This is a genomic window from Achromobacter sp. RTa (genome assembly GCF_000757485.1).
Lineage (GTDB): Bacteria > Pseudomonadota > Gammaproteobacteria > Burkholderiales > Burkholderiaceae_B > Achromobacter.
Genome location: NZ_JPYO01000045.1, coordinates 182975 through 196110 on the forward strand (window position 1 = coordinate 182975; position 13136 = coordinate 196110).

Consider the following 13136-nt stretch of genomic DNA (forward strand, 5'->3'; position numbering starts at 1 on the left):
GCGGATCTCAGTTGAAGCTGCGCTTGGGCGCGGTCTTCATGTGCGTCGTGTAGAGCGTCAGGCCGGTGAGCGACAGCCCGCCGATCAGGTTGCCCAGCACCACCGGGATCTCGTTCCAGACCATGTAGTCCATGATCGAGAAATTTCCGCCCAGGATCAGGGCCGAGGGGAACAGGAACATGTTCACGACGGAGTGCTCGAAGCCCATCGCGAAGAACAGCATGATGGGCATCCACATGGCGATGACCTTGCCGCTGACGGTGGTGGAGATCATGGCGCCGACCACGCCCAGCGACACCATCCAGTTGCACAGCACGCCGCGCACGAAAATCGTCAGCATGCCGCCCGCCCCGTATTCCTTGTAGCCCAGCGTGCGGTTCTCGCCGATGTGCGAAATGACTTCGCCGACCTTGCTGGGCGGGGTCGAGAAGCCGTAGGTGAAGACGATGGCCATCAGGAAGGCCACGGTCAGCGCGCCCAGGAAATTGCCGGCGAAGATTACGCCCCAGTGGCGGACCACGGCCTTTAGCGTGACGCCCGGGCGGCGGTCCATGAGCGCCAGCGGGGTCAGGACGAACACGCCCGTCAGCAGGTCGAAGCCCATCAGGTAGAGGATGCAGAAACCCACGGGGAACAGCGCGGCGCCCAGGATGGGCGAGCCCGTCTGCACGGACACGGTCACGGCGAAGACCGCCGAAAGCGCCAGGATGGCGCCGGCCATGTAGGCGCGGATGAGCGCGTCGCGGGTGGCCATGTAGATCTTGGATTCGCCGGCATCCACCATCTTGGTGACGAATTCGGCAGGGACGATATAGGACATGATGGCTTCCTGTTTCTATGGGGATCGGGTACTGCGGGCAATGCCAGGGTTGAAGGGAGCTCAGGCCTCAGCGGATTTCCACCGCGTCGGCGTTCAGCCGCGCGCGCCATGCGCGCAGCCGCTGGTCGGGGTACTGCACGCAGCTTCCGTCGGCCAGGCGGAAGTGCTGCTTGTAAAGCGGCGAGGCGACCACGAGCTCGCCGGCCAGGTGGCCGACGATGCCGCGGCCGATGACGTTGGCGCCGGAACGCGGGTCGCGGTTCTCGATGGCGTACACCTCGCCGTCCGCGCCCCGCGGCACATAGAACAGCGCGATCTGCACGCCCTCGACCAGCGCGACCACGCCGGAGTTGGGCACCAGGTCCTGGCGGCGGCAGACGGGCCTCCAGGACTGCGGCTCATGGGGATGGACGTCCATCAGGCGATCTCCTCTGCGATGGGAATGACGCGCGCGGGGGCGGGGCGGGGCTGGCCGCGTTCCTGCACGAACTGGATATCGGGGTCCGGGCGGGCATCGTTTACGAAGGTGCGGAAGCGCTTGAGCTTTTCCGGATCGTTGAGGGCGTTGGCCCATTCGCATTCGTAGCGGTCCACCACCAGCTGCATCTGGGCTTCCAGCTCGGCGCACAGGCCCAGGCTGTCCTCCAGCACCACCTGCTTCAGGTAGTCCAGCCCGCCTTCCAGCGACTCGCGCCATACCGATGTGCGCTGCAGCTTGTCCGCCGTGCGGATGTAGAACATCAGCAGGCGGTCGATGACGCGGATCAGCGTGGCGTCGTCCAGGTCGGTGGCGAAGAGTTCGGCGTGGCGCGGGCGCATGCCGCCATTGCCGCAGACGTAGAGGTTCCAGCCGTTCTCGGTGGCGATCACGCCGATGTCCTTGCTCTGCGCCTCGGCGCATTCGCGCGTGCAGCCCGAGACGGCGAACTTCAGCTTGTGCGGCGAGCGCAGGCCCTTGTAGCGGTGCTCGATGTCCAGCGCCATGCGCACGCTGTCCTGCACACCGTAGCGGCACCAGGTGCTGCCCACGCAGGACTTCACCGTGCGCGTGGACTTGCCGTAGGCGTGGCCGGTCTCGAATCCCGCCGCGATCAGTTCGCTCCAGATGTCGGGAAGCTCATGCAGCTGGGCGCCGAACAGATCGATGCGCTGGCCGCCGGTGATTTTCGTGTACAACCCGTATTTCTTCGCGACGGCGCCGATGGCGATCAGCCCGTCTGGCGTGATCTCGCCGGCCGGGATGCGCGGCACCACCGAATAGGTGCCGTTTTTCTGCATATTGGCCATGAAGGTGTCGTTGGTGTCCTGCAGCGGCACCAGGCTGGGGTCCTGGATCGGACGGTTCCAGCAGGACGCGAGGATGGAGCCGACGGCAGGCTTGCAGATATCGCAGCCCAGCTCGCCCCGCCCGTGGCTGGCCAGCAACTGCTCGAAGGTTTCGATGCCGCCCACGCGCACGATGGCGTAGAGCTCCTGGCGCGTGTATGCGAAGTGTTCGCACAGGCTCTTGTCCACGGCGACGCCGCGCGCGGCCAGTTCATGCTCCACCACCTGCTTGAGCAGGCTGGCGCAGCCGCCACAGCCGGAGGCCGCCTTGGTGCAGCCCTTGACCGCGCCCAGGTCCGCGCAGCCTGCGTCGATGGCGTCGCAGATGGCGCCCTTGCTGACGTTGTGGCACGAGCACACCGTGGCCGAGGCGGGCAGCGCGTCCACGCCCAGCAGTGGGGCGGCCTGTCCCAGGGGCAGGATCAGGCTGGCCGGGTCGGCGGGCGGCGCGATGCCGTTCTGCACGTATTGCAGCAGCGTGTCGTAATAGCTGTTGTCGCCCACGAGCACGGCGCCCAGCACGCGCTTGCCGTCGGACGACACCACCAGGCGGCGGTAGCCGGCCCCGGCTTCGTCGATGTAGCGGTAGCTGCGCGCGCCGGGCGTCGCGCCATGGGCGTCGCCGATCGAACCTACGTCGACGCCCAGCAGCTTGAGCTTGGTGGACATGTCGGCGCCGGCGAAGGGCTGCGGAGATTCCCCGCAAAGCGCGGCCGCCGCGGTGCGCGCCATCTGGTAGCCGGGCGCCACCAGGCCGAACACGCTGCCGTTCCAGGCCGCGCATTCGCCGATGGCGTAGATGTTTTCGTCGCTGCTGCGGCAGAAGTCGTCGATGACCACGCCGCCGCGTTCGGCCACCGTCAATCCGGCCTTGCGCGCCAGCCAGGTTTGCGGCCGGATGCCGGCCGAGAACACGATCAAATCGGTTTCCAGCGGCGCGCCCTCGGCGAAGCGCATGCGGTAGCGGTATTGCGTGCCGGGCCGGATGTCCTGCGTGGCGCGCGACAGGTGCACGCCCACGCCGAGCGATTCGATGCGCGCGCGCAGCGCGGCTCCGCCTTGTTCGTCCAGTTGCACCGGCATCAGGCGCGGCGCGAACTCCACTACGTGCGCTTCCAGGTCCAGCGACTTCAACGCGTTGGCCGCTTCCAGGCCCAGCAGGCCGCCGCCGACGACCACCCCGCGCCGCGCGCCGTGAGCGGCGGCGCGGATCAGGTCCAGGTCATCAAGTGTGCGGTACACCAGGCGGGACGCGCCTTCGGCGCCCGCGATCGGCGGCACGAAGGGATAGGAGCCCGTGGCCAGGACCAGCTTGTCGTAGGCCTGGCGGCCCTGGGCTGTCACGATTTCGCGGTGGCGGCGGTCTATTTCCAGGACGGCGGAACCCAGGTGCAGGAACACGCCCTCGCGCTCGTAGAACTCTGAGTCGCCCAGCGCCATCGAGCCGGCGTCCCGGCCGTTCAGGTATTCGGACAGGTGCACCCGGTCATAGGCGCGGCGGCTTTCCTCGCCATACACGTGTATGCGATAGCGTTCCAGCGCGCCGAGCGCGATCAACTGCTCGACGCAATGGTGGCCCACCATGCCGTTGCCGACGACAACGAGGGTTTGCAGGGAATCGGATGTGGCCGATACGTTCATGGGATATCCCCGGGCTTGGATATTCAGGTTTCAGAAGACGAAAGGCGCCCTGGACCTTGCGGTCGGGGCGCCTTTGCCGGTATCGCTCAAATTGTCTTGCCGGCCTCGCGGCCCGCATGCCAGACATCAAGCAAAGTCCATGCCAGGAATTCTGCCGAGGGCCGGAATAGGAGGGGGCGCCCCGGCAAGTCGGTGAGCAAGGGAGGAAATGCGGGCGCGCGTGGACGCCCCGGCACCGGTGGCCGGGCGGGCTGTTGCGTCAAGCCGGTGCATAGTCCTGTGCGCGCTGCACCCATTTGGCGCAGCGCAGCAAACCAGCGTGGCGCGGCCTGCTAGCCGAACGCCGCGCGCACGGCGGAGAAGGCGGCCGCCACGAGCGGGTCGTCGCGCCGCGCGGCCTGGGTGATGAACGAAAGCTCCGCCTGGATGGACAGGCCTTTCACCAGCAGCAGGCCGTTGGCCTGCGATTCGCGCAGGGCGATGGAATCGCGCGCCAGCGAAAGGCCGACGCCGGAGCGCACCAGGTCCAGCATCGACGACTCCTGGTCCACCTCGGCCACCGCATTGGGCGCGATGCCCAGGGCGTCGAACCGGGCGGACAGCAGGCGGTGATGCACTGAATCCGGCGGCGTCCAGATCCACGGCAGCGCGGCGATCTCGGCCCAGCCGTGCCCGGCCACCTGGGCGCCCCAGCCCTTGGGGGCCACGACACAGTACGTGAACGTGGCCAGCGGCAGCGCCTCCAGACCGGCCGGGCCGTCGGCGGTGCCGGGCGGCCCCAGGAAGAATCCCACGTCCAGTTCGCCCGAACGCACTTGCCGCCCCACCCAGCCCGACATGCCGTGGCGCAGCGTGGGACGGATCTTGGGATAGTGCTCCACCATGTATTGCAGGGTGGCGCCCAGCCGCAGGAACTCCGGATCGAGGATGCTGCCGATGCGCAGCTCGCCCTGGACTGTGTCGCGCAGGGCGCCAATGGCGCGCTGGAAATCGTCCAGCGCATCCAGGATCCGCTGGGCCGCCGGCAGCAGGGCCCGGCCGTCGGCATTGGGCGCCAGCCCCTGCGCGGTGCGCGAGAACAGCGCCAGGTCCAGCGATTCCTGGAAGTTCTTCAGTTGCAGGCTGAGCGCGGGCTGGGTCAGATGAAGATGCTCGGCCGCGCGCGTGAGATTGCCTTCCCGGGCCACGGCGGCGAAGGTGCGGATGTGCTTCAGGTCCATGGGCGGGTCCGGAATTCCTCGTTCAATGAAAAAGACAGGAATTGCTGATGCTATAGCGCGCCTTGCGCCGCGTCGATCATCCGCGGTGGATCGCGCCACGCGGCCATGGACGGCGGGGCCGCCGCCGCTGCGGGCTCCGGTCCGCAGTTTCCCGAGCCTGGGGAATTTCGCGTGGCATGCGCGAATGTGCTTGCCGGCGTGCGTTCAATCCCGTAGCATGAGATTCAATCTCGAAAATTGAGATTAATAAAAAGCGGTGGGCCGCCGGCGCAAAGCAGCTACGTGACTGGATGGTTTGCAATCCGCGCCAGGAGACAATGATGTATCGAAGCGTCTTTACGTTCGTTGTGTCGTCAGTGATGGCCGGAGCCGGGGCGGTCTGCGCCGCCGCCGATCCCGCGGCAAGCTATCCCGACAAGCCGATAAAAATCGTCATTCCCTATTCGGCCGGCGGGGGCACCGACCAATTCATGCGCATCGTTTCCGAGCGGGCCTCCAAAGCGCTCGGGCAGGCGATCACCATTCTCAACAAGCCGGGCGGCAGCACGGTGATCGGCGTCAACGCCGTTATAGGCGCCGCGCCGGATGGCTACACACTGCTCGTATCGACCAACACCAGCTACACCCTGATCCCGTACGTCATGTCTCCGCAGCCCTATGCGCCGGAGAAGTCGCTGGATTACGTGGCCACGCTGGGGCAGACGGCCATGGTGCTGACCGCCAACAAGGCCATGCCGTCCGATCTCAAGACGGTGCTGGACGAGGCGCGGAAGCATCCTGGCCGCTATACCTACGCTACCTACGGCATGGGGTCGTCCACCCATCTGGCGGGCGAAGTGTTCATGAACGATACCGGGGTGGAGTTTCGCCACATTCCATACAAAGGGGTGGAGGCGGTCACCGCGCTCGCTGGCAATCAGGTGGATCTGATGATCGACGGCGTCAATGCCGCGGGCACCATGCTGGACGCCGGCAAGACCCGGGCGCTGGTCATCCTGCAGCGGCAGCGTTCGCAGTTTCTGCCCGATACGCCGACTCTCGCCGAGGCCGGATATCCGCAGGCCGCGGAGAACATCATTTCCTACGTCATGGCGGCGCCCAAGGGCACGCCGGCGCCCATCATCGACAAGCTGCAGCGGAGTTTCGCCGAGGCCCTGCGCGATCCGGGCGTGCTTGAGCAAATCAAGGCCATGCGCACGGAGGCGGCGTTCAAGGGGCCGGACGAAACCCGCGAGTTCGTGGCCGGGCAGTCGGCCATGTTCAAGGACATCGTCGAGAAAAAGCACATCAAGTTCTGAGTGGATGGACACAATGACTTATCACGAAGATGAAGTGCGGGCGCCGGGCGCGACCTGGTGGGACGTCATCGCGGGGCATGCGCGCCGCCATCCGGACCGCGTCGCCCTGGCGCATGCCGATGCGTCCATTACCTACGGGGAGCTGATTGGTCGGGTCGAGCGCTGCGCGGCCGGCATGAGCGCGCGGGGCATCGCCGCGGGCGATTGCGTGGCCATGCTGGCTCCGCCCACGCCCGAGGCCATGGTGACGTTTCTGGCCTCGGCCCGATTGGGCGCCCTATGGGTGGGCCTGAACCCGCGCTACCAGCCGCGCGAAGTGGCGTACGTCATCGGCCATGCTCGTCCCAAGCTGGTGATCTCGGTCGCTTCTTTCGAGGAGCGGCGCTATGAAGACGACTTGCGCGAAGCGCTGGAAGGCCTGGAGCCGGGCGCCTTGCGCCCGGCCCTGGTGTTCTATCCGGGCGAGTCTCCGGGCGATGACAGCCTGCAACGCGCCCTGGCCGGCGCCGCGGGAATCCCGCCTGGCTGCCCCGAACCTTACGGGGATCCGGCCCGGCCCAGCATGCTGGTCTATACCTCGGGCACCACCGGCAAGCCCAAGGGAGTCTTGCTCAGCCAGACGGCGCTGATCTATCGCTCGACCGTGCAGGCGCGCACTTTCGCCACCGCCAGCCATCCGGTAGTCATCAACTTCGCGCCCATCAATCACATCGGCGGCATGCATTTCCGCGGCCTGTCGCAGATACTCGCGGGCGGCACCATCGTCTACCAGGAACGCTATCGTCCGGCCGAAGTCATGGGCCTGATTGAAAAGCATCGTGTCAATATGCTGATGCTGGGTTCCACCATGTTGCAGATGCTGATCCGCGAACCTTCGTTCGACATGGCCATCATGCGGGGCATGGAGTGGTTCATTTTTTCGGGCGCGGCCATTCCCATGCCGATCCTGCGGCGCGTCAGCGAGCACTGTCCGCGGATAGGTTCGACCTACGGCCTGACGGAATCCTGCGGATCGGTCAGCTACATCGTGGCCAGCGATACCCTGGAGGCGGCCGCCTATACCATCGGCCGGGCCATTCCCGAGGGCCAGCTGCGCGTGCTGGACGAGCAGGGCGAAACGCCCGCGCCGGGCGGACAGGGCGAATTGCAGGTGCGCCGGCGCTACTGTATGAACGGCTATCTGCGTGACGAGGCCGCTACCGCGGCGGCCTTCACGGCCGACGGCTGGCTCAAGACAGGCGACGTGGCGGCGTGCGATGAGGCCGGCAACTTCCGTCTGGTCGGCCGCATCAAGGAAATGTACAAATCGGGCGGCTACAACGTGTACCCGCGCGAAATCGAAGTCGTGCTCGAACAGCATCCCCATGTGCTGATGTCCGCCGTTATCGCGGTCGATGACGAGCTCTATCAGCAAGTGGGCCATGCCCATTTGATCCTCAAGCCGGAGGGCGCCGTATCCGAGCCGGAACTGGCCCAATGGTGCCGTGAGCGCATGGCCAACTACAAAGTGCCCAAGCGCTTCTTCATCCGCAGCGCGCTGCCCATGCTTTCCATAGGCAAGGTCGACAAAATCGCCTTGCGACAACAGCCCTGACAGTATCCCCATGTCGAATCCCCTGAACCGATACCATCGCATCCTGCAAGCCATATCCGGCCAACCTGCCGGCATGTCGCTGGCCGACCTGGCCGCCGCAACCGGCTTGCCGCGCAGCACCACCCACCGGCTGGCGACCTCGCTGCGCGAGATCGAGTACCTGGAGGTCGATGACGCCACCGGCAATTTCATGTTGGGCGCGGGCCTGATCGGGTTGATGCGCGCAAGCCTGACACAGGACAGCAAGCTGGCCCAATTCAAGCCGGCGCTGAATTTCGTGGTTGGGCGCCTGGAGGAAACCGCGTTCTGCGCGCGGCTGCTGAACGACGAGGTCGACCTGGTCCAGGCCATCACGCCTACCCGCAAGGACCAGCTCTATATCTATCCGGGGGTGGGCAGCCGTCCCCTGGACAAGTGCTCGTCGAGCAAGGCCATCCTGGCCTATCTGGAGCCGGCGCGCATCGAGGCGCTGCTGGAGCCGCTGGCGCGCGCCACGCCCGGCCTGCGGATCGCCGATCTGGTCGATGAGCTCACCCAGGTGCACCAGCAGGGCTTTGCCGTATGCGACGGCGAGATCGACGAAGGGGTGCTGAGCGTGGCCTGCCCGGTCATGACGGGGAAGGCCCGCGGCCTGTACAGCATCGGCGTGGTCGGTCCGGCGGCCCGCCTCAAATCGCACGATATACGGGAGATCGTTTCGGTATTGCATTCGGCCGCGGATCTGGCGGCCGCCGAATTATTGAACACCTAGGACGGATGGAAATGAAGGAAATCATTTCGGTAGAGAAGGCAGGCCCGGTAGCGACCGTCACGATGGATCGAGGCGCCAAGCGCAATGCCCTGACGCAGGACATGGTGCTGCGCCTGACGGACATCGCGCTGGAATTCCAGCAGGATCCGTCGATCGCCTGCGTGGTGCTCAGCGGCAACGACGCCGAGTTTTCCGCTGGCATCGACCTCGGAGACCCGGCGCGCTGGAAGCTGGACGACAAAAATCCGGTGGAACGGCGCGCCCTGGCTTTGCGCGGAACCCGGCTGTGCAAGGCTTGGGAAGATATGCCGCAGATCACCATTGCGGCGGTCGAAGGCGTGAACGTGGGCGGCGGCATCGCGCTCACGCTGGCCTGCGATTGGCGCGTGATGGGCGAATCTGCCTATTTGTTCGTGCCTGAAGTGCAGATCGGTATTCCCCTGGGCTGGCAGACCATTCCGCGGCTGGTGAACCTGACCGGGCCCGCGCGCGCGAAGCAGATCGTCCTGCTGGGAGAAAAAATGTCTGCCGGCAAGGCGCTCGAATGGGGGCTCGCGGATTTCGTCGTGCCCGATGGAGCCGCCCGCGCACACGCGCAGGCACTGGCCGAGCGTATCAGCAAGATGCCCGACCTTGCCGTGCGCATGTCCAAGCAGAGCATCAATGCCTATGCCAACGCCTTGAACCACCTGGGCAGCCACATGGATGTGGACCAGGCGATGTTGTGCGGGCAATCCGCCGATGCGGCCGCCGCGCGCGATCGCTACGGCCGATAGCTTTTCACAGGCGTCGCGGGGCGGCGCCTTTTTTCCACTGCCTATTCAAAGGAAGATTCATGCTGGATTGGAACCAATACCGCTCGGAATTGATGGCCCGCATCGGCGATGTCGCCGCGGCCAGCCCCGACACTGTCAAGGGCTATCAGCAGTTGTCCGCAGCAGGCCAGAAGACGAATCAGCTCGACGCCAAGACGCGCGAACTGATCGCGCTGGCGGTGGCCGTCACTACGCGTTGCGACGGCTGCATCGCCGTGCATTCCAAGCGGGCGCTGGAGGAGGGCGCCACCAAGGGCGAGATCGCCGAGGCCCTCGGCGTGGCGGTGTCTCTGAATGCGGGCGCCGCGCTGGTGTATTCGGCGCGCGTCATGGACGCGATCGACGGCAAGTAGCCGGACGCCCATTTCAATACAACAAGGGGAGAAGGGGATGTCCAGACTTGCACGCTTGCTGCTGGCCGCCGGCTGCGCGTTGACCGCCGTCGCGCCCGCCTGCGCCGATAACTGGCCGGCCGGGCCCGTCACGTTCATCGTGCCGTTTCCCGCCGGCGGCTCCATGGATACGTTCTCGCGGCCCATCGCTCGGCAGCTGGGCAGTGTGCTCGGCGTTCCCGTCGTGGTTTCCAACCGCTCGGGCGCAGGCGGGGGCGTGGGCATCGCCGCGATCGCCCGCGCCGCGCCCGACGGCTACACCATCGGCATGTCCAGCGTCGGCAACATGACGATCAATCCGCACATCTATCCCGATCTTCCCTATGATCCGAACAAGGATTTCACGCCCATAGGGTTGGCGGGCCGCTTCGTCAATGTATTGGTGGTCAACAGTAAGCTGCCCGCCAAGAATGTGCAGGAGCTATTGGCGCTAGATCGCGCCAAGCCTGGCACCATTACCTTCGCGTCGGCGGGCAATGGGTCGACCAATCAGCTTTCCGGCGAGGTGCTCAAGCAGCTGACCGGCACGAAATTCATGCACGTGCCTTATCGGGGCAGCGGTCCCGCGCTGGCCGACGTGGTGGCGGGCAACGTGGATTTCATGTTCGACACCCTCAACACGTCCATGCCGCTGATCGAGTCGGGCGCCTTGCGCGCGCTGGCCGTGACCAGCGCCGAGCGCAGCCCGTACCTGCCGGACGTGCCCACCATGAATGAAGCCGGCGTGCCCGGCTACGCAAAATCGGGAGAGGATCTCTGGTGGGCGGTCATCGCGCCGAAGGGCTTGCCTCCGGCCGTCCGGGACAAGCTCAGCACCGCACTCGCCAAGGCGCTGGCGTCGCCGGAACTGCAGGCCCAGGTCCGCGCACAGCGGGTCGAGACCCTGACCAGCACGTCCGATGGGTTGCAGAACATATTGCGGGACGACTACGAGCGCTGGGGCCGTATCGTCAAAGAGGCCGGGATCAAGCTGGATTAGCCCGCCCATGCTTCATCCGCGCCAGCGCGGCCGGCCAGTGGCGGAAAGCGCGCACAGCATTATTAAAGTTGCTTATAAACTGTTTTTCAACAATTCATTGGACAGTTTCGAGCGGCTGCGCCAGAGTCACGGCAGATGCCCGGCGCGCGCCCATCCGCCGCAGCCGGGTCGGCTCACCCGCCTGCGGCGCATAGCCCGGCAAGCAGATAAGAAGAGCTTATGGAGACATACGACTACATCATCGTGGGCGCGGGGTCGGCCGGCTGCGTGCTGGCCAACCGGCTGAGCCAGGATCCTGCCGTGCAGGTACTGTTGCTGGAGGCCGGCGGCCGCGACAACTATCACTGGATCCATATCCCGGTGGGCTACCTTCACTGCATCGGCAACCCGCGCACGGACTGGATGTACCGTACCGTCGAAGAGCCCGGGCTGGGCGGGCGTTCGCTGATCTACCCGCGCGGCCGCGTGCTGGGGGGCTGCTCATCGATCAACGGCATGATCTACATGCGCGGCCAGCGCGAGGACTACGAGAACTGGGCTGCGCTGTCGGGCGACCCGGCCTGGGGCTGGGATCAGGTGCTGCCGGTCTTCAAGCGCAGCGAGGACCATCACCGCGGCGCCGACGAATTCCACGGCGCGGGCGGCGAATGGCGCGTGGAGCCGCAGCGCCTGCGTTGGGACATCCTGGAGGCCTTCGCCGCCGCGGCGGAACAGGAAGGCATTCCCCGCGTGCAGGATTTCAACCGCGGCGACAATTTCGGCAGCGGCTATTTTGAAGTGAACCAGCGCAGCGGCTGGCGCTGGAACACGTCCAAGGCCTTTCTGCGTCCCGTGCGCAAGCGCCCCAATCTGCGGGTGGAAACCGGCGTGATGGCCGAGCGGCTGCTCTTCGAAGGCAAGCGCTGCGTGGGCGTGGAACTGCGCCGCGGCGGCATGGCATCCACGGTGCGCGCGCGGCGTGAAGTGGTGCTGGCCGCGGGCGCGGTGAACACGCCGCAGCTGCTGGAACTATCCGGCGTGGGCGAGCCGGCGCGGCTGCGCGAAAGCGGCATCGAACTGCGCCATGCCTTGCCCGGCGTGGGCGAGAACCTGCAGGATCATCTGCAGCTGCGGGTCATCCTCAAGGTGAACGGCGTCAAGACGCTCAACCGCATCGCCTCCACGTGGTGGGGCAAGGCCGGCATAGGGCTGGAATACCTGGTGAGCCGCAGCGGCCCGATGAGCATGGCGCCCTCGCAGCTGGGCGCCTTCGCCAAGTCGGATCCGGGCCAGGCGCGGGCCAACGTGGAATTCCATGTCCAGCCCCTGTCGCTGGGCGCTTTCGGCGAACCGCTGCATGGCTTCGACGCCTTCACCGCCAGCGTGTGCAACCTGCGTCCCACTTCGCGCGGCAGCGTGCATGCGCAAGGGCCGCTGGCCGCGGGCCAGGGGCCGGTCATCGCGCCCAACTATCTCAGCACCGAGGAAGACCTGCGCGTGGCGGCGGACTCCATCCGGTTGGTCCGCCGCATCGCCGCAGCGCCCGCGTTGCAGCGCTACCAGCCGCAAGAGTGGCTGCCAGGGCCGGCCTTCCAGACCGAGGCCGAGCTGAGGGAGGCGGCCGGCAAGATCGGCACCACGATCTTCCACCCGGTGGGCACCTGCGCCATGGGCCGCGACGCGGACGGCGGCGCGGTGGTGGACGCGCGCCTGCGCGTGCACGGGTTGGAGGGCCTGCGCATCGCCGACGCTTCGGTGATGCCGCTGATCACGTCGGGCAACACCAATTCGCCGACGATCATGATCGCGGAGCGCGCCGCGGACATGATCAGAAAGGACGCGATGCGGGACGCTGCCGTAGCTGCGGATGTAGAGGTAGCCAGGGTCTGACATCTGGATACCGCGGATGTGTCTGACACCCGGAGACGGCGATGTGGCCAGTGTCTGACACCCTTACGAGATGGTATTCAGGCTTGAGAGCGTGCTTCCGGGTGTCTGACACCCGGAGACGGCGTTGCGGCCAGTGTCTGACACCCTTACGGGATGGTATCCAGGCTTGAGGCCGTGCTTCCGGGTGTCTGACACCCGGAGACGGCGTTGCAGCCTGACGGGCGGCGCCTGGGGTGTCAGACACTGAGGTGGGGCCGGTGTCAGACACTGCGATGTGGCCAGTGTCTGACACCCTTACGGGATGGTATTCAGGCTTGAGAGCATGCTTCCGGGTGTCTGACACCCGGAGACGGCGTTGCAGCCTGACGGGCGGCGCATGGGGTGTCAGACACTGAGGTGGGGCCGGTGTCAGACACTGCGATGTGGCCAGT

At 66.2% G+C, this 13136-nt stretch carries 11 protein-coding genes; 7 read left to right on the top strand and 4 right to left on the bottom strand.

What is annotated here, in order from left to right; genetic code table 11:
* Window positions 1-7: 7 nt before the first annotated feature.
* The 4 genes from JL37_RS25160 to JL37_RS25175 form a co-directional block, all read right to left on the bottom strand.
* Window positions 8-820: a formate/nitrite transporter family protein gene (locus JL37_RS25160; RefSeq protein WP_043547710.1), complete on the bottom strand. Its 813-nt coding sequence runs from the start codon at window positions 818-820 to the stop codon at window positions 8-10.
* A 67-nt stretch (window positions 821-887) separates the two neighbouring features.
* Window positions 888-1238: a nitrite reductase small subunit NirD gene (gene nirD / locus JL37_RS25165; protein ID WP_043547711.1), complete on the bottom strand. Its 351-nt coding sequence runs from the start codon at window positions 1236-1238 to the stop codon at window positions 888-890.
* Window positions 1238-3787 carry a nitrite reductase large subunit NirB gene (nirB, locus tag JL37_RS25170; protein WP_043547712.1) on the bottom strand — a complete coding sequence of 850 codons (2550 nt, stop codon included), beginning with the start codon at window positions 3785-3787 and terminating at the stop codon, window positions 1238-1240. The genes nirD and nirB overlap by 1 nt, the downstream gene beginning before the upstream one ends.
* Before the next feature lie 332 nt (window positions 3788-4119).
* Window positions 4120-5007 (bottom strand): LysR family transcriptional regulator, encoded by an 888-nt coding sequence (locus tag JL37_RS25175; RefSeq protein ID WP_043547713.1) that lies wholly within the window; start codon window positions 5005-5007, stop codon window positions 4120-4122.
* 317 nt (window positions 5008-5324) lie between these two features.
* On the opposite strand from JL37_RS25175, the gene JL37_RS25180 reads away from it, so the two are divergent.
* The 7 genes from JL37_RS25180 to JL37_RS25210 all read left to right on the top strand — a co-directional run bounded on the left by JL37_RS25180 (window position 5325) and on the right by JL37_RS25210 (window position 12705).
* A complete protein-coding gene (locus JL37_RS25180; RefSeq protein WP_231570429.1) occupies window positions 5325-6305 on the top strand; it encodes a tripartite tricarboxylate transporter substrate binding protein in 981 nt (326 codons plus the stop codon).
* A 13-nt stretch (window positions 6306-6318) separates the two neighbouring features.
* Entirely contained in the window at window positions 6319-7899 is a 1581-nt protein-coding gene (locus JL37_RS25185; RefSeq protein ID WP_043547715.1) for a class I adenylate-forming enzyme family protein, read from the top strand.
* A 10-nt stretch (window positions 7900-7909) separates the two neighbouring features.
* A complete protein-coding gene (locus JL37_RS25190) occupies window positions 7910-8650 on the top strand; it encodes an IclR family transcriptional regulator (protein WP_043547716.1) in 741 nt (246 codons plus the stop codon).
* 11 nt (window positions 8651-8661) lie between these two features.
* Window positions 8662-9426, top strand: coding sequence for an enoyl-CoA hydratase/isomerase family protein (locus tag JL37_RS25195; RefSeq protein ID WP_043548199.1), 765 nt, complete (start codon window positions 8662-8664; stop codon window positions 9424-9426).
* A 59-nt stretch (window positions 9427-9485) separates the two neighbouring features.
* Window positions 9486-9818 carry a carboxymuconolactone decarboxylase family protein gene (locus JL37_RS25200; RefSeq protein ID WP_043547717.1) on the top strand — a complete coding sequence of 111 codons (333 nt, stop codon included), beginning with the start codon at window positions 9486-9488 and terminating at the stop codon, window positions 9816-9818.
* A 37-nt stretch (window positions 9819-9855) separates the two neighbouring features.
* Entirely contained in the window at window positions 9856-10836 is a 981-nt protein-coding gene (locus JL37_RS25205; RefSeq protein ID WP_043547718.1) for a tripartite tricarboxylate transporter substrate binding protein, read from the top strand.
* A 219-nt stretch (window positions 10837-11055) separates the two neighbouring features.
* Window positions 11056-12705, top strand: coding sequence for a GMC family oxidoreductase (locus JL37_RS25210; protein ID WP_043547719.1), 1650 nt, complete (start codon window positions 11056-11058; stop codon window positions 12703-12705).
* Window positions 12706-13136 lie beyond the last annotated feature (431 nt).

Coding starts and splice junctions, on each gene's coding strand:
- JL37_RS25160 (WP_043547710.1), bottom strand. CDS start 820: ATGTCCTATATCGTCCCTGCCGAATTCGTCACCAAGATGGTGGATGCC.
- nirD (WP_043547711.1), bottom strand. CDS start 1,238: ATGGACGTCCATCCCCATGAGCCGCAGTCCTGGAGGCCCGTCTGCCGC.
- nirB (WP_043547712.1), bottom strand. CDS start 3,787: ATGAACGTATCGGCCACATCCGATTCCCTGCAAACCCTCGTTGTCGTC.
- JL37_RS25175 (WP_043547713.1), bottom strand. CDS start 5,007: ATGGACCTGAAGCACATCCGCACCTTCGCCGCCGTGGCCCGGGAAGGC.
- JL37_RS25180 (WP_231570429.1), top strand. CDS start 5,325: ATGATGTATCGAAGCGTCTTTACGTTCGTTGTGTCGTCAGTGATGGCC.
- JL37_RS25185 (WP_043547715.1), top strand. CDS start 6,319: ATGACTTATCACGAAGATGAAGTGCGGGCGCCGGGCGCGACCTGGTGG.
- JL37_RS25190 (WP_043547716.1), top strand. CDS start 7,910: ATGTCGAATCCCCTGAACCGATACCATCGCATCCTGCAAGCCATATCC.
- JL37_RS25195 (WP_043548199.1), top strand. CDS start 8,662: ATGAAGGAAATCATTTCGGTAGAGAAGGCAGGCCCGGTAGCGACCGTC.
- JL37_RS25200 (WP_043547717.1), top strand. CDS start 9,486: ATGCTGGATTGGAACCAATACCGCTCGGAATTGATGGCCCGCATCGGC.
- JL37_RS25205 (WP_043547718.1), top strand. CDS start 9,856: ATGTCCAGACTTGCACGCTTGCTGCTGGCCGCCGGCTGCGCGTTGACC.
- JL37_RS25210 (WP_043547719.1), top strand. CDS start 11,056: ATGGAGACATACGACTACATCATCGTGGGCGCGGGGTCGGCCGGCTGC.